Genomic DNA, 19585 nt, shown 5'->3' on the forward strand with positions numbered 1-19585 from the left:
GCGACCAGGATCTTCCGCGGAGTGGCATCATCGAAGTGCCAATCGAGGAGAATCCTGGAATGCCACATGCGGTCCCCGCGGCCAGCTCCCCGTTGCTGGAGCTCGCCATCGACCTGCGTCGCGACGACCCCCGCCCGCTCGCCGTCCAGCTCGCCGACGCGCTCCGGCACGCGGCCACCATCGGCCAGCTGCGCGGCGGCGACCGCCTGCCGTCGACCCGCGCGCTCGCGCGTCACCTGGCGGTGAGCCGCACGGTGACCGCCGCCGCCTACGAGCAGCTGCACGCCGAGGGCTGGATCGCCGGGCGGCACGGCTCGGGCACCTACGTCACGACCAGTCCTCCCGGCGCCGCGGCGGGGCCGCCGCACGGCGCCTCGGCGGGCACGCCCGAGGCGCAGGAGCCGGACGTGGTGCTGACCCCGGGGGTGCCGTGGGCCGGGGGCATCGACCGCGCGGCGTGGCGGCGGGCGTGGCGCGCGGCGGCCGACCTGGCACCGGACTCCAGGCCGCACCGGGTCGGGGTCCCCGCGTACCGGGAGGCCGTCGTCGAGCACCTGCTGCGGCACCGCGGCCTCGTGCTCGGCGGGCTGACGGTCGACAACGTGCTCGCCACCGGGGGCACCACCGCCGCCGTCATCGAGCTGGCCTCCGCCGTGCTGGAGCCGGGCGACGCCGTCGCGGTGGAGGAGCCCGGCTACCAGCGCGCCGTCGGCGCGCTGCGGTCGGTCGGGGCGCGGGTTGTGCCCGCGCGGGTGGACCACGCCGGGATCGTGGTCGACGCCATCCCGGAGGGCGTGCGCGCGGTCTACTGCTCCCCGGCGCACCAGTACCCGATCGGTGGGCGGTTGCCCGCGGAGCGGCGGATCGCGCTCGTCGAGCGGGCCCGCGCCGAGGGATGGCTGATCGTCGAGGACGACTACGACGGGGAGCTGCGCTACGACGTCGCGCCGCTGCCGGTGCTGGCCTCGATGGCCCCGGACGTCGTCGTCCACCTGGGCACCACGAGCAAGATCCTCTCGCCGACGCTGGGCGTGGGCTGGATGCTCGCCCCCGACCGGGTGGCCACCGCGGTGGTCGAGCGCCGCGAGCGCACCGGCACGGGCCCGGCCGCCGCGGGCCAGCGCGTGCTGGCGGAGTTCGCCCGCAACGGGGACCTCGGACGCCACCTGCGCCGGCTGCGGCGCGAGCTCTCGCAGCGCCGGGCGCTCGTGGTGGACGGCCTGGCGGCCGAGGGCGTGGAGGTGTTCGGCGACCGGGCCGGTGCGCACGTCGTGCTGCCCCTGCCGGACGCCGAGACCGAGCAGCGCGTGGTCGCCGAGGCGGCGGAGGAGGGGCTCGTGCTCGACGGGCTGAAGCGGCACCACTGCGGCCCCCAGCAGTGGTTCGGCCTGGCGCTCGGTTACGCCGCGTGCGCGCGCGAGGACCTGGCCCGGGCGCTGCCGGTCATCGCCCGGGTCTGCCGCGCCTGAGGTCGCGGTCCCGCAGCCGTGGCACCCCCGCCCGCGGAGCGGAACCACGTGGTCGCGCAGCGTGTCCGGCGGTGGTCGGGCGGCCGCAGGTTGTGGAACGGCGGGCGCGCCGGACAGGTATGGTCCGGCGCATGACACAGCGCAAGACCCGGGTGGCGGTCGTCTTCGGCGGACGCAGTACCGAACACGGCATCTCCTGCGTCTCCGCGGGCAGCGTGCTCGCGCACCTGGACCGTGAACGCTTCGAGATCGTGCCCGTCGGCATCACGCGAGAAGGCGCGTGGGTGCTGGGCACTGACGACCCGAAGCAGCTGGAGATCCGCGACCGCCGGGAACCCGAGGTCGCGCCCGGCACCGCCGTCGCGCTGCCCGGCGACCCCACGCGCCGCGACCTGGTGCTGCTGGGTCCGGAGCGGGGCGGCGAGGTGCTGTCCGGGGTCGACGTGGTCTTCCCGGTGCTGCACGGCGCTTTCGGGGAGGACGGCACCATCCAGGGCCTGCTGGAGATGGCCGACGTGCCCTACGTGGGGCCCGGGGTGCTCTCCAGCGCGGTGTCGATGGACAAGGAGTACGCCAAGAAGCTGCTCGCCGCGGAGGGGCTGTCGGTCGGCCGCTACGAGGTGCTGCGCCGCGGTCAGTCCTCACTGGACGACGAGCGGCGGGAGCGGCTCGGGCTGCCGGTGTTCGTCAAGCCCGCGCGCGCCGGCTCGTCGCTGGGCATCAGCAAGGTCACCGACTGGGCCGAGCTGGACGCCGCGATCGCGGAGGCGCGGCGCACCGACCCCAAGGTGATCATCGAGGCCGCGGTGACCGGGCGCGAGATCGAGTGCGGCGTCCTGGAGTTCCCAGACGGCCGCGTCGAGGCCTCGCAGCCCGCCGAGCTGCGCGTGACCGGGAAGACCGACTGGTACGACTTCGAGGCCAAGTACTTCGACGACGTCACCGAGTTCGACCTCCCGGCCAAGCTCGGTGACGACACGACCGAGGAGCTGCGCTCCAGCGCCGTGCGCGCCTTCCACGCGCTGGAGTGCCAGGGCCTGGCGCGGGTGGACTTCTTCCTCGCCGAGGACGGCGAGCTGATCGTCAACGAGGTCAACACCATGCCGGGCTTCACGGACATCTCGCTGTTCCCGCGGATGTGGGCGCACAGCGGCGTGGACTACCAGACGCTGCTGAGCACGCTCATCGACACGGCCATCGCCCGCGGCACCGGCCTGCGCTGACGCGGACGGCCCCGGCTCCGCGGTGGAGCCGGGGCCGTCCGGGTGTCAGGGGAAGACCGGTCGCTTCGGCAGCGTGTCGCGCAGGAGCGCCGAGAGGTCCTGCAGCGGTCCGGTCCCGGTGCCCCCGGGGACGGTGAGCGCGACGTAGACCGGCCGGTCGACCGCGAGCCACGAGGTGTCGCCGCCCTGGTCGATCTTCAGCCAGCTCACCCCGGAGACGTCCACCAGCTGCGCGGTGGGCGTCAGCTCGGCGGGGGCGTCGATGCCGCACCGCACCGTGATCGGGTCGTGGGCGGCGTCGCCCCAGGCGACGGTCGCCGCGGGCGCCGGCTGCGCCAGCTCCCGGCGCGGGACCGGGGCGCCGCCGACCACCAGCTGCTGGGGCAGCGCACCGGTGACCGCCGCGCACTCGGGCGATCCCGCCTCCGGGGCGGGGATCGGGGCGAGCGCGAGCGGGCCCGTCCGGCGGGCCTCCACGGCGGCGTGCGCGGCCTGCTGCTCCTGCCGGGAGGTGTACCAGCCGTACGTGCCGATGCCGGCGACAGCCAGGGCGAGGACAGCTCCGAGCGTGATCGCCACGATCAACACCGGCCGGGGCACTCCGGTCGCTGATTGGTGAACCACGTCGTCCACTACAACACGGCCGCCGGTCCCGCAGGACACCGGGCCGTCCGCACCGTCCGGTGCGTCACCTGGTCACAGGTGCACGACCGGACACGTGAGGGTCCGGGTGATGCCCTCCACGTTCTGGATCTTGGCGACGACCATCTTGCCGAGCACGTCGACGTTCTCCGCCTCGGCGCGGACGATGACGTCGTACGGACCGGTGACGTCCTCGGCGCTGATGACGCCCGGGAAGTCCTTGATCTCGCCGGCCACGGCGGCGGCCTTGCCGACTTCGGTCTGGACGAGGATGTAAGCCTGAACCACGGCGTGCCCCTTCGTGTTGCCGATGTGCTCGGGTAGGAAACTGGCAGAAAGCTACCTCATCGGACCGAGCGGATGCTCAAGGAAGGAAGGTCCCAGTTGGGTCCTGATCCGTCGCAGGACGCACAGACCGTTTCCCAGTTGGGTGAGTTCGGTCTCATCGAGCAGGTGACGGCGGGACGCGAGCAGTCACCCGGCACCCTCCTCGGGCCCGGGGACGACGCCGCGGTCCTGCGGGCACCCGACGGGCGCGTCGTGGCCACCACGGACGTGCTCGTCGAGCAGGTGCACTTCCGTCTCGACTGGTCAACGCCGCACCAGGTGGGGCGCAAGGCCGTGGCCGTGAACCTCTCCGACATCGCCGCCATGGGTGCGGTGCCCACCGGTGTGCTGGTCGGGCTGGGCTGCCCGCCGGACCTGCCGAGCAGCGTCGCCGAGGAGCTCGTCGGCGGCATGTGGGAGGAAGCACAGCAGGTCGGCATCGGCGTCGTCGGCGGGGACATGGTGTCGGCCTCGTCACTGACGATCTCCGTCACAGCGCTCGGGGACCTGCAGGGCCGGGAGCCGGTGACCCGCTCCGGGGCCCGCCCCGGCGACGTGGTCGCGGTGGCCGGACGGCTGGGCTGGTCGGCGGCGGGCCTGGCCGTGCTGGGCCGCGGGTTCCGCTCGCCCGTCGCGGTCGTGGGCGCGCACCGCGTGCCGGAACCGCCGTACGCGGCGGGACCGCAGGCCGCGCTGGCCGGCGCGACGTCCATGATGGACGTCTCCGACGGGCTGCTGTCCGACCTCGGCCACATCGCGGCGGCCTCGGAGGTCGCCATCGACGTGCGCACCGAACAGGTGGAGGTGCCGCAGCGGCTGAGCGAGGTGGCGTCCGCGCTCGGCGCCGACGCCCGGCACTGGGTGCTCACCGGCGGCGAGGACCAGGCCCTGGTCGCGACGTTCCCGGCCGACCGGGAGCTGCCGGAGGGCTGGCGCGCGATCGGCGCGGTCGCCGAGGGCTCGGGCGTCACGGTGGACGGCTTCACCTACGAGGGCCCGAGCGGCTGGGAGCACTGGCGCTAGGCGGACGACGAGGGCCCCGGCGCGCCGCAGCGCACCGGGGCCCTCCGCGTGGATCCGTCAGCTCGCCGAGGAACCCGCCGGGGACGGCGCGTCCTGCATCAGCGGCTGGCGTGCGGTCTCCTTCATCAGCAGGATCGGGATCAGGGCCACGACCGCCGCGCCCATCACGTAGTACGCCGGGAAGAAGGTGTTCCCGGTGCTCTTCACGACGGCGTCGTTGACCAGCGGAGCGGTCCCGCCGAAGAGCGCGGTGGAGATGTTGTAGCCGACGGAGAAGGCCGCATAGCGGACCTTGGTCGGGAACATCGCGGGCAGCGTCGAGGCCAGCGGGCCGATCAGCTGCACGTGCCCGATCGCCAGCAGCCCCAGACCGCAGAGCGTGGTGAGCACGGTGCCCTGCGCGATGAGCAAGAACGCGGGGATCGGCAGCACGATGAAGCAGATCGCCGCGGACAGGAACAGCGGCTTGCGGCCGACGCGGTCGGACAGGGCGCCCACCGGCGTGATGATCACCATCATGAACAGCACGGTGAGCAGCAGCGGGACGAGCACCTGGTACTCCTGACCGTCCTCCACGTGGAGCGTGTCCTTCAGGTACGTCTCCATGTAGGTCAGGATCGTGTAGTTGGCGATGTTGATCAGGACGACGATGCCCATCAGGATCAACAGCTGCCGCCACCAGCCCTTGACCAGGTCCTTCAGCGGCGACTTGGCGACCTGGTGGGTGGCCTCCAGCTGCTTGAACGCCGGCGTGTCCTCCAGCTTGGAGCGCAGGTAGAGACCGACGCCGCCGAGCGGACCGGCGATCAGGAACGGGATCCGCCAGCCCCAGCTCTCCATCGAGGCGCTGTCCAGGTTCAAGATCAGGATTGTCGGCACCAGGGCACCGAAACCGAATCCGGTCAGGGTGCCGAATTCCAGCCAGCTGCCCCAGAACCCGCGCTTGCGGTCCGGCGCGTACTCGGCGATGTAGGTCGCCGCGCCACCGTATTCGCCACCGGTGGAGAAGCCCTGCAACAAGCGGCACAGCAGCAACAGCATCGGCGCGAAGATCCCGATGGTGCCGTACGTGGGCAACAAGCCGATGACGAATGTGGAGCCCGACATGAGCAGGATGGTCAGCGCGAGCACCTTCTGCCGCCCGATGCGGTCGCCCAGCGGGCCGAAGAACAGGCTGCCCAGCGGCCGGAACAGGAACGAGATGGCGAAGACGCCGAACGCGGAGACCGTCTCCAACGGACCGGGGAAGAACTGGTGACCGACGTAGACCGCGACGTAGGCGTATACGCCGAAGTCGTACCACTCCGTGCAGTTCCCGATGGCAGCGGCGCCGACGGCGCGGCGCAGCAGTGATCGCTGCTCGGGTGATGTTTCGGTTTCCTGCGAAGTCATGAGTTTGCGGCCCACCTCCGGGTCATGTCGTCCACGGCCGTGGTCGATCGACAACTTCGCCAGAACCTAGCCGAGTGGCCTGGGGTAGGCCACCAAATGGACGTGATCGACGCTTTCCCATGATATTTCCTTTATTCGGGCGGGCACCGTTCCGCGCGCCGGATCGGCCTCGCCGCGGGGTCCGGATTTGACAGCCGAATTCGCCGGGTGACAGGCGAAAATGCCCCCTTCGTGTGCGGTTCGGCTACGGGGGGTGGGCAAAATCGCAGCGCGTGTTACATCCGTCGTGTGTGACGTGCATCACGCTTGCTCATGGTACGGGGGTTGCGGGGGTGGCGGTGGGTGATCTCGGCGGCTCGCTAAGGTGCTCGGCATGACCGCGCGTCCCCTGCACGAACTCGTCGAGGCCGGCTGGGCGGAAGCGCTCGCCCCGGTCGCCGAGCGGGTCAAGGCCATGGGCGAGTTCCTGCGCGCCGAGGTCGCCGCGGGACGGCGGTACCTCCCGGCGCCCGAGCACGTGCTGCGCGCCTTCCAGCAACCGTTCCACGACGTGCGGGTGCTCATCGTCGGGCAGGACCCGTACCCCACGCCCGGGCACCCGGTGGGGCTGAGCTTCTCGGTGGCCCCCGGCGTCGCGCCGCCGCGCAGCCTGGTCAACATCTTCCGCGAGTACGTCGACGACCTCGGCCACCCGATGCCCAGCAGCGGCGACCTCACGCCCTGGACCGAGCGCGGGGTGCTGCTGCTCAACCGGAGCCTGACGGTCGAGCCCCGCAAGCCCGGGTCGCACCGCGGCAAGGGCTGGGAGGAGGTCACCGCGCAGGCCATCCGCGCGCTGGCCGCGCGGGAGGCGCCGCTGGTGGCCATCCTGTGGGGTCGCGACGCGCGCGACCTCCGGCCGCTCATGCCGGGCGTGGCCTGCGTCGAATCACCGCACCCCAGCCCGATGTCGGCCGACCGCGGGTTCTTCGGCTCGCGGCCGTTCAGCCGGGCCAACGAGCTGCTGGCCGCCCAGGGCGCCGACCCGATCGACTGGAAGCTGCCGTAACCGCGTCATCGCTGGTCGCCTGCGGTGGACCTGGTCAGCGGCCAGTCGTACATTGGCCCTTGCCGGACGTTGCGCTCGAGGGCGGAAGAAGGCTCGTCATGGGAGCCGACCGGAGGACCAGCGGCCTGCGGTGCCTGATCCGCAAGGCCTTCCCCGGCGCGAACCCGTTGCGCCGGCGCACCGACCTCTTCGAGCCGATCGCGCTCCTGTTCGTCGTGCTCGTCGTGGCCCTCACCGCGGTGCAGGCCTGCGTGGTGGCGCAGCAGGAGCTGGACCGCCGCCTCGCCGTGGTCCAGCACGAGCAGGCCACCAAGCACCAGGTGGTGGCCTCGGTGGTGGACGAGCTGCCCGGGAAGACCGCGCGCCAACGGCCGGTCGTGGTGAAGTGGGGCGAACCGCCCGAGGAGCGGTCCGCGGTGGTCCAGCTGCCGTCCGCGGTCCCCGCCACCGGCCCGCTGCAGGTGTGGGTCGACGACCGCCAGCGGGTGACCACGCCGCCGCTCACCCGGGCTGAGGCCACCCAGGCGGCCGGGGTGGCCGGGGCGAGCGTCGTGCTCGGCTCAGCGCTGGTGACCACCCTCCTGCTGCTGGGCGCCCGCGCGTGGGTGCAGCACCGCAGGCTGCTGGCCTGGGAAGTCGAGTGGGCGAGGGTCGAGCCGCAGTGGCGCGACCACGCCTCGTAGCGCGGCCCGAGAAGCAGAAGACCCCGAGGTGCCCGCACCCCGGGGTCGTTGCACGCTGTGCGCGTTCAGCCGCGGACGACCTTGCCGGCCTTGAGGCAGGAGGTGCACGCGTTGATGCGCTTGCGCTGCGAGAGACCGATCTTGGCGTGGACGGTCTGGATGTTCGGGTTCCACCGGCGACGAGTCTTCCGGTGGGAGTGCGAGACCGAGTTGCCGAAGCCAGGTCCCTTGCCGCAGACGTCGCAGACGGCAGCCACGTCAGACACCCCTTACTTTGCTTGACGGTTACAGCGATGAGAGCCACGCAAGCGACCCCCACTTGCGTGAGAGCTTGCTGTTCACCGCCGTTGGCGGCGGCCTGAGCCCGGGACTTCCGCGCCCGGGGTCATCGCCGCCCTGGGACCGGATCAGTGTAGCCCACCGCCGGGTCCCCCTCCGGCGGTGGGGGCGCCCCGCTGCGGGCAGCCGATAGTCTCGGGCGGGTTCGATCGTAGGAGGGAGTCCGGTTGGTGCGGACGCTGGACGCCGCGGCGGCCCGGCGCTGGGCGGATCTCGCCCTGGCTGCGCTCGTCGCCGAGCGAGCTGCGATCGACCGGATCAACGTCTACCCGGTCGCCGACGGGGACACCGGCACGAACCTGCTGCAGACGATGCGGGCCGCGGTGGCCCGGCTCGACGCGACCGCTCCCGACACGCTCGGCGGGGTGCTCGGCGCCCTCGCCGCGGGGGCGCTCGGCGGGGCCCGCGGCAACTCCGGCGTGCTGTTCTCCCAGGCCCTGCGGGGGATGGCCGAGTCGCTCCGCGACGTCGAGGCCGCGGACGGGCGGGCCCTGCGGGCAGCGCTGGCCCGGGCCGACGAGCTCGCCCGCGAGGCGCTCGCCGAGCCGGTCGAGGGCACCGTGCTGTCCGTGCTGCGCGCCGCCGCGCGGGGCGCGGAGGGGGCGGACCAGCTGGCCGTGGCGGTGCACGGCGCGACCCGGGCGGCCGTCGAGGCCCTGGCCGCGACGCCCGCGCAGCTCTCCGCGCTGTCCGACGCCGGGGTGGTCGACGCCGGCGGGCGCGGCTTCGTGGTGGTGCTCGACGCGCTGCACGCGGTGGTGCGGGACGGCGAGCGCGTCTCGCCCGACGCCCCGCTGCCCGGCGGTGCCGGCGCCCTGGAGCACGAGTCGGACCACGAGTACGAGGTCATGTACCTGCTCGGCGACACCGACCAGCAGCGCGCGACGGCGCTGCGGGAGGTGCTGTGCGGCCTCGGCGACTGCGTCTCGGTGGTCGGGGACGGCGCGGGCTCGTGGGCGGTGCACGTGCACTGCGACGACATCGGTGCGGCGATCGAGGCGGGCATCGACAGCGGCCGGGTGCGCGGCATCAAGGTGACCCGGTTCGCCGACCAGCGCGCGGCGTTCGCCCGGGACGCCGCGGTGCTGGCCTGCGTGACCAGCCGCGAGCTGGGGGAGCTGTTCTCGGCGGAGGGCGCCGACGTGCTCGTCGAGGGGCCCGAGGGGGTGGCCGAGCGGTTCGGCTCGGCGGTCGAGGCGACCGGGGCGGCGCACGTGGTGGTGCTGCCCAACGACCCGGACGTGGCCGCGTTGGTGGAGGACGCGGTCGCCGCGGTGATCGACGGCGGGCCGGACGTGGTGGTGGTGCCCACCGCGTCCCCGGTGCAGGGGCTGGCCGCGCTGGCGGTGCACGACGCGACGCGGCGGCGGGCCGACGACCAGGTGGCGATGGCCGAAGCCGCGGCGGCGACCCGGCGCGGGGAGCTGCGCGTCGCCGACGCCGAGGCGCTGACCTGGGTCGGCCGCTGCCGGCCCGGCGACGTGCTCGGGATGGTCGACGGCGAGGTGGTGCTCATCGGCGACGACGTGCTGACGGCGGCCCAGGACCTCGCCGACCGCATGCTCAGCACCGGCGGCGAGCTGGTCACCGCGCTGGTGCACGCCGACGCCCCGGGCGGCCTGGCCGACGTGCTGGCCGACCACCTCCGCCGGTCCCACCCCGAGGTCGAGCTCGCGCACTACCCGGCGGGCGAGATCGGCGCGGTGCTCCTCCTCGGCGTCGAGTAGGTGCTCCCGCAGAAGACGTGAATGGTGCTAGTGTCATTGGCACCATGCTGCTCTCCTTGGACCTGCACGACGACCGTCCGCTGCACGAACAGGCCGCGGACGCCATCCGGCGCGCCATCGCAGCCGGCGAGGTCGCGCCGGGTGACCGGTTGCCGCCCGCGCGGGACCTCGCGGTCGCGATGCAGATCAACGCCAACACCGTGCTCCGCGCGCTGCGCGAGCTGCGGGCGGAGGGGCTGCTGGAGTTCCGGCGCGGGCGCGGGGTGACCGTGCTGCGCCGACCGGACCCCGGAGCCGCCCTGCGCCAGAAGCTCCGCGACCTGCTGGCGGAGGCCGGGCGGCACGGCTTCGAGCCGGACGACGTCGTCGCGTGGGTGAGAGCTGAGACGCAGCAGGGCCGCGACGACCACGGGAGGGCGAGATGAGCTACCGCACACGGTTCCTGGTCGCGTCGAGCGGGTGGGCGGTGGTCGTGACCGCGGCGCTGCTCGCCGGGGCGGTGGCGGTGCGCGACCGGCTGCCCGACCCGATGGCCTCGCACTGGGGCCTCTCGGGCGCGCCGGACGACGCGGCGCCTGCCGTCGTCCTGCTGGTGGTCGACCTGGTCCTGTGGCTGGCCATCGCGGGCAGCGCGGTGGCCCTCGCGGCGCGCGGCGGGCAGCGGCGCGCCACCCGCGGCAGCGCCGCCGCCGTCCTCGGTGCCGGTGCGGTGTTCGTGCTCGGCCTGTCCGCGCTGACCGTGGGTGCCAACCTCGACGTCGCCGCGTGGCAGCAGGCCCGGCCGCTGCCGGTCTGGCAGGTGCTCCCGGTGCTGCTCGCCGCGGCGCTGGGCGGCGGGCTCGGCTGGTGGGTGGGCAACCGCGGGCCGGACGACCGGTCCGCCGACCCCGGCGAGGTCGCCGAGCTCGCGCTGCGGCCGGGCGAACGCGCGGTGTGGGTGTCCTCGGTGCGCAGCCGGGTGATGCTGGTCATCGGCTGGCTCACCGTGCTGCTCGCGGTCGTGCCGCTGGTGCTGCAGACCTGGGCGGCGTCCGGGGGCGCGCTGCTGGCCGGGCTGGTGGTGCTCGCGCTGTCCTCGGCGCGGGTGCAGGTCGACGAGGACGGGGTGCGCACCTCGTTCGGCCCGCTGCGCTGGCCGGTCCGGCGGATCCGCCTGGAGCAGGTCGAGAGCGCGCGGGTGGAGACCCGGCGCGCGCTGGAGGTCGGCGGCTGGGGCTACCGCGTGCTGCCCGGCAGCACCGCGATCATGCTCCGCAGCGGCGAGTGCCTGGCGCTCCAGCTGGTCTCGGGGCGCACCTTCTACATCAGCGTGGACCGCCCGGAGCGCGGCGCGGAGCTGGTCAACGCGCTGGTCGCCGAACGCTCCGCGCTGTGAGGGGGGACCGTGCGCCGTCGTGACCTGCTGGTGTTCCTGGTCGTCGCGCTGGGCGGGGCCTGGCTGGTCGCCGCGCCGCTGTGGCTCGGCGTCACCAGCTCCACCGGGCTCACCGGGGCCTTCATGATGCTCACGCCCACCCTGGCCGTGCTCGCGGTGCGGGCGGTCGACCACCGGGCACCGGCCCGGGAGTGGGCGCGGGACACCGGCCTCACCTTCGGGCCCCGCCCGGGGCGGACCGGCGCGCTGCTGGTGGCCGCGTGGTTCGGCACCGCCCTGCTCAGCGCGGTGGCGGTGGCGGTGAGCGCCGCGCTCGGGCTGCTCGAACTGGACCTCGAGGGCTTCAGCCTGGTCGCCGGGGCGCTGGGCGGTTCCGTGCCGCTCGACGTCGAGACGGTGGTGCTGCTCCAGCTGGTCAGCGCGGTCCTCGTCGCGCCGCTGGTCAACTCCGTGCTGGCCTTCGGCGAGGAGTGGGGCTGGCGGGGGTGGCTGCTGCCCCGGCTGGCCGAGCGCGGCACGGGGTTCGCGCTGCTGGTCTCCGGGGTGGTGTGGGGCGTGTGGCACGCGCCGCTGACCCTGCGCGGCTACAACTACCCGAACCTCGGCCCGTGGGCGGCGCCGCTGTTCGTCGGCACCTGCGTGCTGCTGGGGCTCTTGCTCGGCTGGCTGCGGCTGCGCTCCGGCAGCGTGTGGCCGGCGGTCGTCGGGCACGGCGCGTTCAACGCGGTGGCCGGGCTGCCGATGCTGCTGGGGTCGGCGGCCGCACCACCGAACCTCGTCGTCGCCGGCATCACCGGCCTGGTCGGGTGGCTGCTGATGGGCGTGCTCGCGGCCGTCCTGCTGCGGCGCTGGCCTGTCGCGGCCGGCTGACCTGCGCGCCCCGGTACTGTCGTCACCGGTCGTCGAGTCGCGCGGGAGGGCGTGGTGGGTGTCCGCAGGCGGTACCTCTGGTTCGTGGCCGGCTGGACGCTGCTCGTCGCCCTGCTGATGCTCGCGGTGCCGCTGGCGCTGCGCTCGCGGCTGCCGGACCCGATCGCCGTCGAGTGGTCGTACTCCGGGGAGCCGGAGGACTCCAGCTCGCTCCGCGACTTCCTGTTCGGCCAGCTCGTCTGGTGGGGCGTGGTCGCCGGGGTGTGGAGCGTGTTCGGGCTCGGCGGCGTGCTCCAGCGGCGCGGGCTGGCCTGGGCCGGGGCGGCGCTGGGCGTGTTCGGGTCGACGATGCTCGGCACCGTGGTGCTGACCGCGGTGGCCAACCTGGACGCGCCGAGCTTCCGCGACGCCGTCGACCCGCCGGGGTCGGGGTGGTTGCTGCTCGGCGGCGCGCTCGCGGGGTGGGTCGGCTGGCGGCTGGGCGACCGCGGCGCGCCGGCACCGACCGGTCACGACGTCGGAGCGGTCCGCTAACTTGCGGAGTGCCTGGCGCACCCGCGCGGCGGGGACCTGCGACCGCGGCCAGGTGCGAGGAGGCTGGGACAGGCTCTCACCGGAGGACCAGTGGTGACCACGATGGACACGAAGCTCGACCGGGTGCTCGGCGCGAAGTCCGGCAAGGCGCTCGAGTCGGCACTGGGGCTGGTCACGGTGGGCGACCTGCTGCGCCACTACCCCCGCCGCTACGCCGAGCGCGGCGAGCTGACCGCGATCGCCGGGCTGGAGATCGGCGAGCACGCCACCGTGCTGGCGAAGGTCGAGCGGGTCAGCAAGCGCACCATGAAGTCCCGCCGAGGCACCATCGTCGAAGCCCGCATCACCGACGGGCACCGCTCGCTGACCTGCACCTTCTTCAACCAGGCGTGGCGGGAGCGGGAGCTGGTGCCGGGCCGGCGCGGGATGTTCGCGGGCAAGGTCACCTCCTACCGGAACCAGCTGCAGCTCGCGCACCCCGAGTACCAGCTGTTCGACGAGGGGGCCACCGACATCGGGTCGGCCGTCGAGGAGTTCGCCGGCGCCCTGATCCCGGTCTACCCGTCGGCGCAGGGCCTGCCGTCGTGGTCCATCGCGCGGTGCGTCAAGCAGGTGCTCGACGTCTGGGACGGCGCGGACGACCCGTTGCCCGCGGAGCTGCGCGAGCGGTTGGGGCTGGCCGACCTGGAGTCGGCGCTGCGCAAGATCCACCGCCCGCAGAGCTTCGCCGACGTGGCGGCCGCCCAGGAGCGGTTGAAGTGGGACGAGGCGCTGTCGGTGCAGCTCGTGCTGGCCCAGCTGCGCGGTTCGGCCAAGTCGCACCCGGCGCCGGTGTGCCCCCGGCGCGACGACGGGGTGCTGGCCGCGTTCGACGAGCGGATGCCGTTCGAGCTCACCGCGGGGCAGCGGGAGGTCGGCGAGCAGATCGCCGCGGACCTGGCCGACGAGCACCCGATGAACCGCCTGGTGCAGGGCGAGGTCGGCAGCGGCAAGACGGTGGTGGCGCTGCGCGCGATGCTGCAGGTGGTCGACGCCGGCCGGCAGGCCGCGATGCTCGCCCCGACCGAGGTGCTGGCCGCGCAGCACGCCCGCTCGCTGCGGGAACTGCTGGGGGACCTGGCCATGGCGGGCGAGCTCGGCGGGGCCGAGAAGGCCACCCGGGTGACGCTGCTGACCGGCTCGCTCACCGCGGCGCAGCGCAAGAAGGCGCTGCTCGAAGCGGCGTCCGGGGAGGCCGGGATCGTGGTCGGCACGCACGCGCTGATCCAGGACCGGGTCTCCTTCGCCGACCTGGGCCTGGTGGTGGTCGACGAGCAGCACCGGTTCGGCGTGGAGCAGCGCGACGCGCTGCGCGCGCGGGCGGGGGAGCAGACCTCGCCGCACGTGCTGGTGATGACCGCGACCCCGATCCCGCGCACCGTGGCGATGACCGTCTACGGCGACCTGGAGACCTCGGCGCTGCGGGAGCTGCCGCAGGGGCGGTCGCCGATCAGCACCAGCGTGGTGCCGGTGACCGAGAAGCCGAGCTGGCTGGACCGGGCGTGGGCGCGCATCCACGAGGAGGTCGCGGCCGGGCACCAGGTCTACGTGGTGTGCCCGCGGATCGGCGACGACGAGGAGAGCGCGGGCAAGGGCGGGAAGAAGGCGCGCCGGGCCGCGGTGGACGACAGCGACGGCAGCGAGGAGGAGCCGCCGCCGGAGGACGGCGAGGAGCGGCGCCCGCCGCTGGCGGTGCTCGACGTCGCCGAGCAGCTCGCCGCGGGTCCGCTGTCGGACCTGCGGTTGGGGGTGCTGCACGGGCGGCTGGCGCCCGACGACAAGGACGCGGTGATGCGGGCCTTCGCCGCGGGGGAGATCGACGTGCTGGTGGCGACCACCGTCGTCGAGGTCGGCGTGAACGTCCCGAACGCCACCGTGATGGTGATCATGGACGCGGACCGGTTCGGGGTCAGCCAGCTGCACCAGCTGCGCGGCCGCGTCGGCCGGGGCAGCGCGCCCGGCCTGTGCCTGCTGGTCACCGAGGCGGTCGCGGGCACCACGACGCGGGAGCGGCTGGACGCGGTCGCCTCCACCACCGACGGGTTCGAGCTGGCCCGTCTGGACCTGGAGCTGCGCCGCGAGGGCGACGTCCTCGGCGCCGCCCAGTCCGGCCGCAAGTCCGGCCTGAAGATGCTGTCGCTGCTACGGGACGAGGACGTGATCGCCCAGGCCCGGGAGGAGGCGGCCCGGGTCGTCGCCGCCGACCCGACGCTGCGCGACCACCCCGGCCTGGCCCGCATGGTCGCCGAGGTCGTCGACGAGACCCGCGCCGAGTACCTCGAGAAGAGCTGACCCCCAGCGGCACTCACCCCGACGGCGGTGCCGGCTCTGGTGGTGCTGACCTCGGGCACGGTGCCGGCTGAGGGACGTCCCGCGCCGACGCACCGGCCCCGCGGGGACAGCAACTCACCTCCTCGGCGCGTCGGGACCCGGCACGCCGGTGCGTGGAGGGAACGGAACCGAGCGGTGCGGCGTGCTCCCACGGAGGGTTCGCGGTGCGGAGTCCTGCCGGAGGGGTGGGGTTGCGTCACCATGACGACGTGGTCGGGGTCGTGGCGTTCGGCACGTGTCCGCGGGCGGTGCGGACGGTGCGTCGACTCCTGCGGGCGGTGCGTCGACGGCTGGTGCCCGCACGCGCCACGGTTCGGCCCGAACAAGACGGCGAAACTTGCGATCAAGGAAACATCCGCCGAGTTTCTTTTGGTCTAGACCTTGACGAGTCGTGTTGTTTTGCCAGGTAGTAGGCCATGCGGCTGATCTCATCACCCGAGAAGTTCTCCCGGCAGGGGGAATTTTCGCGGTACTGTGCTGAGCACTGACCGACACCCGCAAACCGAGGAGCCGGTATGTTCCGCAAGGTTCTCGTCGCCAACCGCGGTGAGATCGCGATTCGCGCCTTCCGCGCCGCCTACGAGCTGGGCGCGGGCACCGTCGCTGTGTTCCCGCACGAAGACCGCAACTCGCTGCACCGCCTGAAAGCCGACGAGTCCTACGAGATCGGCGAACCCGGCCACCCGGTCCGCGCCTACCTCTCCGTCGAGGAGATCATCGCGGCCGCGGAGAAGTCCGGCGCCGACGCCGTCTACCCCGGTTACGGGTTCCTGTCCGAGAACCCCGAGCTGGCCCGGGCGTGCCGGGAGGCCGGGATCACCTTCGTCGGCCCCAGCCACGAGATCCTGCAGATGACCGGCAACAAGGCGACCGCGGTCGCCGCCGCCCGCGAAGCCGGGGTGCCGGTGCTGGACTCCTCCGCGCCGTCCCGCGACGTCGACGAGCTGCTGGCCGCCGCCGAGGACATGGCGTTCCCGGTGTTCGTCAAGGCCGTCGCCGGTGGTGGCGGGCGCGGCATGCGCCGCGTCGACCAGCGCGAGGCGCTGCGCGAGGCCCTGGAAGCGGCGATGCGCGAGGCCGAGTCGGCCTTCGGCGACCCGACCGTCTTCCTGGAGCAGGCCGTCGTCAACCCGCGGCACATCGAGGTGCAGGTCCTCGCCGACGGCGCGGGCAACGTGATCCACCTCTACGAGCGCGACTGCTCGGTGCAGCGCCGCCACCAGAAGGTGATCGAGATCGCGCCGGCCCCGAACCTCGACCCGGAGCTGCGGGAGCGGATCTGCGCCGACGCGGTCGCCTTCGCCCGCAAGATCGGCTACGTCAACGCGGGCACCGTGGAGTTCCTGGTCGACGAGCAGGGCCGCCACGTGTTCATCGAGATGAACCCGCGCATCCAGGTCGAGCACACGGTCACCGAGGAGGTCACCGACGCCGACCTGGTGCAGGCGCAGCTGCGCATCGCCGCCGGGGAGACGCTGGAGGACCTGGGCATGACCCAGGACGCGATCCGGCTGCGCGGCGCGGCCCTGCAGTGCCGCATCACCACCGAGGACCCGGCCAACGGGTTCCGCCCGGACACCGGCATGATCAGCGCCTACCGCTCGCCGGGCGGCGCGGGCATCCGCCTCGACGGCGGCACCGCGTTCGCCGGCACCAGCGTCAGCGCGCACTTCGACTCGATGCTGGTCAAGCTCTCCTGCCGGGGCCGTGACTTCGCCACCGCGGTGGCGCGGGCGCGGCGCGCGGTCGCCGAGTTCCGCATCCGCGGTGTGGCCACGAACATCCCGTTCCTGCAGGCGGTGCTGGACGACCCGGACTTCGCCGCGGGCAACGTCACCACCTCGTTCATCGAGGAGCGCCCGCACCTGCTCACCGCCCGGCACTCCGCCGACCGCGGCACCCGGCTGCTCAACTACCTCGCCGACGTCACCGTCAACCGCCCCAACGGCGAGCGCCCGAGCACCCCGGACCCGACGTTCAAGCTGCCGTCGGTCGACCTGTCGGTGGAACCGCCCGCCGGGTCCAAGCAGAAGCTGGAGGAGCTCGGGCCGGAGGGCTTCGCGCGCTGGCTGCGGGAGTCCAGGGCCGTCGGGGTCACCGACACCACCTTCCGCGACGCCCACCAGTCGCTGCTGGCCACCCGGGTGCGCACCAAGGACCTGCTCGCGGTCGCGCCGCACGTGGCGCGGATGACGCCGGAGCTGCTGTCCCTGGAGTGCTGGGGCGGCGCGACCTACGACGTGGCGCTGCGGTTCCTCGCCGAGGACCCGTGGGAGCGGCTGGCCAAGCTGCGCGAGGCGGTGCCCAACATCTGCCTGCAGATGCTGCTGCGCGGCCGCAACACCGTCGGCTACACGCCCTACCCGACCGAGGTGACCGAGCACTTCGTGCAGGAGGCCACCGACACCGGCATCGACATCTTCCGCATCTTCGACGCGCTCAACGACGTCGAGCAGATGCGCCCGGCCATCGAAGCGGTGCGGGCCACCGGGAAGTCGGTCGCGGAAGTCGCGCTGTGCTACACCGCGGACCTGTCCAACCCGGACGAGAAGCTGTACACACTGGACTACTACCTGCGGCTGGCCGAGCAGATCGTCGAGGCCGGGGCGCACGTGCTGGCCATCAAGGACATGGCCGGTCTGCTGCGCGCGCCCGCCGCGGTGCAGCTGGTGTCCGCGCTGCGCCGCGAGTTCGACCTGCCGGTGCACCTGCACACCCACGACACGCCCGGCGGCCAGCTGGCCACCTACCTGGCGGCCGTGCAGGCCGGGGTGGACGCGGTGGACGCCGCGACCGCCTCGATGGCCGGCACCACCTCGCAGCCCGCGCTGTCCTCGGTGGTCGCCGCCACCGACTACACCGAGCAGGCCACCGGCCTGGACCTGCAGGCGGTGTGCGACCTGGAGCCGTACTGGGAAGCGGTGCGCAAGATCTACCAGCCCTTCGAGGCGGGGCTGGCCTCGCCCACCGGCCGGGTCTACAAGCACGAGATCCCCGGCGGCCAGCTGTCCAACCTGCGCACCCAGGCGGTGGCGCTCGGCCTCGGCGACAAGTTCGAGGAGATCGAGGCGATGTACGCCGCGGCCGACCGGATCCTGGGCCGGTTGGTCAAGGTCACCCCGTCCTCGAAGGTGGTCGGTGACCTGGCGCTGCACCTGGTCGGCGCCGGGGTGGACCCCGCGGACTTCGAGGCCGACCCGCGCAAGTTCGACATCCCGGACTCGGTGATCGGGTTCCTGCAGGGCGAGCTCGGGGACCCGCCGGGCGGCTGGCCGGAGCCGTTCCGCACCCGAGCGCTGGAGGGCCGCACCGCGGTGCGCCGCCTCGCGGAACTGTCCGATGAGGACCGAGCCGGGCTGGAGTCGGACCGCCGCGCCACGCTGAACCGGCTGCTGTTCGCCAAGCCCACCAAGGAGTTCACCGAGCACCGCGAGGCCTACGGCGACACGTCCCTGCTGCGCAGCAAGGACTTCTTCTACGGCCTGCGGCCGGGCGAGGAGTACTCGGTGGACCTGGAGCCGGGCGTGCGGCTGCTCATCGGGCTCGAGGCGATCAGCGAACCGGACGAGCGCGGCATCCGCACCGTGATGGCGACGCTGAACGGCCAGCTGCGCCCGATCCAGGTCCGCGACCGCTCGGTCGCCGTGGACCTGCCTGCCGCGGAGAAGGCTGACCGCAGCAACCCCGGCCACGTGCCCGCGCCCTTCGCCGGTGTGGTCACGCTGTCGGTCAGCGAGGGCGACACGGTGGAGGCGGGGCAGACCATCGCCACCATCGAAGCGATGAAGATGGAGGCGGCGATCACCGCGCCGACCGCCGGCCAGGTCAAGCGCGTGGCCATCGGAGCGGTGCAGCAGGTCGAGGGCGGTGACCTCATCATCGAACTCGGCTGATCCGCCGCGAGCGACCCGCGGGCCGTCCAGCAGGAGCGGCCCGCGTCGCGTCTCGCGGGCCGGTCCACGCGATCGGGTGGCAACCGGAGGCGCGCCGGGAGCGTCTACGGGGTACCAGGGAGCCGCGAGAGACCGGGGGTTCGAACGATGCGGGTGTTGTCAGCGGTGTGGGCGGCGGTGGCCGCCGTCGTGGTGGCCGGGAGCCCGGCGGTCGCGCAGGCCCCGGAGGGGGTGCGCGACGTCGACTGGCGCAACGCCGAGTTCACCGTGCCGCGAGTCGGGCCGTGCCCGCAGCAGCCGGTGCCGTTCACCGACGGGGCCGCCGAGGTGGGCGACTGGGTCTACCGGTTCACGCCGGAGCGCGAGGTCGAGTACGCCGACGTCACCGGGGAAGGCGTGGAGGACGCGCTGCTGCTGGTGGAGTGCGGGCCGCGGAACGCCGAGTACTCCCGGGCGCTCGTGGCGGTGACCGAGGGCCCGCGGCCGCTCGGCACCGTGGTGAGCCCACCGACGTGGCGGCAGGTGCCGCAGTCGTGCACCGTGCAGGACGGGGTCATCGCCGTCGAGGTCGAGGACTTCGACACCGGCGGCACCTGGACCGAGCGCTACCGGTGGGCGCAGTCGGCCCAGGCGTTCGTGCGCATCGACGCCTGAGCCGACCGCGCGGGGG

At 73.5% G+C, this 19585-nt stretch carries 17 protein-coding genes; 13 read left to right on the forward strand and 4 right to left on the reverse strand.

The annotated features are described in order from the left end of the window. Positions 1–59: 59 nt before the first annotated feature. Positions 60–1469 carry a MocR-like pyridoxine biosynthesis transcription factor PdxR gene (gene pdxR, locus HNR68_RS08735; protein ID WP_179719359.1) on the forward strand — a complete coding sequence of 470 codons (1410 nt, stop codon included), beginning with the start codon at positions 60–62 and terminating at the stop codon, positions 1467–1469. Positions 1470–1600: 131 nt separating this feature from the next. Next, positions 1601–2692 carry a D-alanine--D-alanine ligase family protein gene (locus HNR68_RS08740; protein ID WP_179719360.1) on the forward strand — a complete coding sequence of 364 codons (1092 nt, stop codon included), beginning with the start codon at positions 1601–1603 and terminating at the stop codon, positions 2690–2692. Positions 2693–2737: 45 nt separating this feature from the next. Here HNR68_RS08740 and HNR68_RS08745 read toward each other — a convergent pair whose 3' ends face one another. Next, positions 2738–3271, reverse strand: a complete 534-nt coding sequence (locus tag HNR68_RS08745) for a DUF3515 domain-containing protein (protein WP_343050008.1) — start codon at positions 3269–3271, stop codon at positions 2738–2740. Between the two features lie 117 nt (positions 3272–3388). After that, on the reverse strand, positions 3389–3622 hold the full coding sequence (locus HNR68_RS08750; protein WP_179719365.1) for an Lrp/AsnC ligand binding domain-containing protein: 234 nt from the start codon (positions 3620–3622) through the stop codon (positions 3389–3391). A 72-nt stretch (positions 3623–3694) separates the two neighbouring features. On the opposite strand from HNR68_RS08750, the gene HNR68_RS08755 reads away from it, so the two are divergent. Next, entirely contained in the window at positions 3695–4684 is a 990-nt protein-coding gene (locus tag HNR68_RS08755; protein WP_246330415.1) for a thiamine-phosphate kinase, read from the forward strand. A 57-nt stretch (positions 4685–4741) separates the two neighbouring features. Here HNR68_RS08755 and HNR68_RS08760 read toward each other — a convergent pair whose 3' ends face one another. Beyond that, positions 4742–6076 (reverse strand): MFS transporter, encoded by a 1335-nt coding sequence (locus HNR68_RS08760; protein ID WP_179719368.1) that lies wholly within the window; start codon positions 6074–6076, stop codon positions 4742–4744. 373 nt (positions 6077–6449) lie between these two features. Between HNR68_RS08760 and HNR68_RS08765 the strand changes: the two genes are divergently transcribed. Both HNR68_RS08765 and HNR68_RS08770 read left to right on the forward strand, forming a co-directional pair. Further along, positions 6450–7124, forward strand: a complete 675-nt coding sequence (locus HNR68_RS08765; protein WP_179719370.1) for a uracil-DNA glycosylase — start codon at positions 6450–6452, stop codon at positions 7122–7124. Between the two features lie 98 nt (positions 7125–7222). Further along, complete coding sequence (locus tag HNR68_RS08770) at positions 7223–7807, forward strand: Rv1733c family protein (RefSeq protein WP_179719372.1); 585 nt, start codon at positions 7223–7225, stop codon at positions 7805–7807. Between the two features lie 65 nt (positions 7808–7872). Here HNR68_RS08770 and rpmB read toward each other — a convergent pair whose 3' ends face one another. Then, on the reverse strand, positions 7873–8064 hold the full coding sequence (gene rpmB / locus HNR68_RS08775; protein WP_093146689.1) for a 50S ribosomal protein L28: 192 nt from the start codon (positions 8062–8064) through the stop codon (positions 7873–7875). A gap of 249 nt (positions 8065–8313) precedes the next feature. On the opposite strand from rpmB, the gene HNR68_RS08780 reads away from it, so the two are divergent. The 8 genes from HNR68_RS08780 to HNR68_RS08815 all read left to right on the forward strand — a co-directional run bounded on the left by HNR68_RS08780 (position 8314) and on the right by HNR68_RS08815 (position 19569). Beyond that, positions 8314–9873, forward strand: coding sequence for a DAK2 domain-containing protein (locus HNR68_RS08780; protein WP_179719374.1), 1560 nt, complete (start codon positions 8314–8316; stop codon positions 9871–9873). 44 nt (positions 9874–9917) lie between these two features. Next, entirely contained in the window at positions 9918–10298 is a 381-nt protein-coding gene (locus HNR68_RS08785; RefSeq protein ID WP_179719376.1) for a GntR family transcriptional regulator, read from the forward strand. Beyond that, positions 10295–11248: a DUF1648 domain-containing protein gene (locus HNR68_RS08790; protein WP_179719378.1), complete on the forward strand. Its 954-nt coding sequence runs from the start codon at positions 10295–10297 to the stop codon at positions 11246–11248. The genes HNR68_RS08785 and HNR68_RS08790 overlap by 4 nt, the downstream gene beginning before the upstream one ends. A gap of 9 nt (positions 11249–11257) precedes the next feature. Next, positions 11258–12118, forward strand: a complete 861-nt coding sequence (locus HNR68_RS08795; RefSeq protein ID WP_179719380.1) for a CPBP family glutamic-type intramembrane protease — start codon at positions 11258–11260, stop codon at positions 12116–12118. A gap of 54 nt (positions 12119–12172) precedes the next feature. After that, the gene (locus HNR68_RS08800; RefSeq protein ID WP_179719382.1) at positions 12173–12652 is read left to right on the forward strand and encodes a hypothetical protein; all 480 of its coding nucleotides are present in this window, start codon (positions 12173–12175) and stop codon (positions 12650–12652) included. Between the two features lie 93 nt (positions 12653–12745). Continuing rightward, positions 12746–14983, forward strand: coding sequence for an ATP-dependent DNA helicase RecG (gene recG / locus HNR68_RS08805; protein ID WP_380574903.1), 2238 nt, complete (start codon positions 12746–12748; stop codon positions 14981–14983). A 554-nt stretch (positions 14984–15537) separates the two neighbouring features. Then, positions 15538–18915 (forward strand): pyruvate carboxylase, encoded by a 3378-nt coding sequence (locus HNR68_RS08810; protein WP_179719384.1) that lies wholly within the window; start codon positions 15538–15540, stop codon positions 18913–18915. A gap of 147 nt (positions 18916–19062) precedes the next feature. Next, positions 19063–19569, forward strand: a complete 507-nt coding sequence (locus HNR68_RS08815; RefSeq protein ID WP_179719386.1) for a hypothetical protein — start codon at positions 19063–19065, stop codon at positions 19567–19569. The last annotated feature ends 16 nt before the right edge of the window (positions 19570–19585 follow it).

This window comes from Saccharopolyspora hordei, from assembly GCF_013410345.1.
Taxonomy (GTDB): Bacteria; Actinomycetota; Actinomycetes; order Mycobacteriales; family Pseudonocardiaceae; genus Saccharopolyspora; species Saccharopolyspora hordei.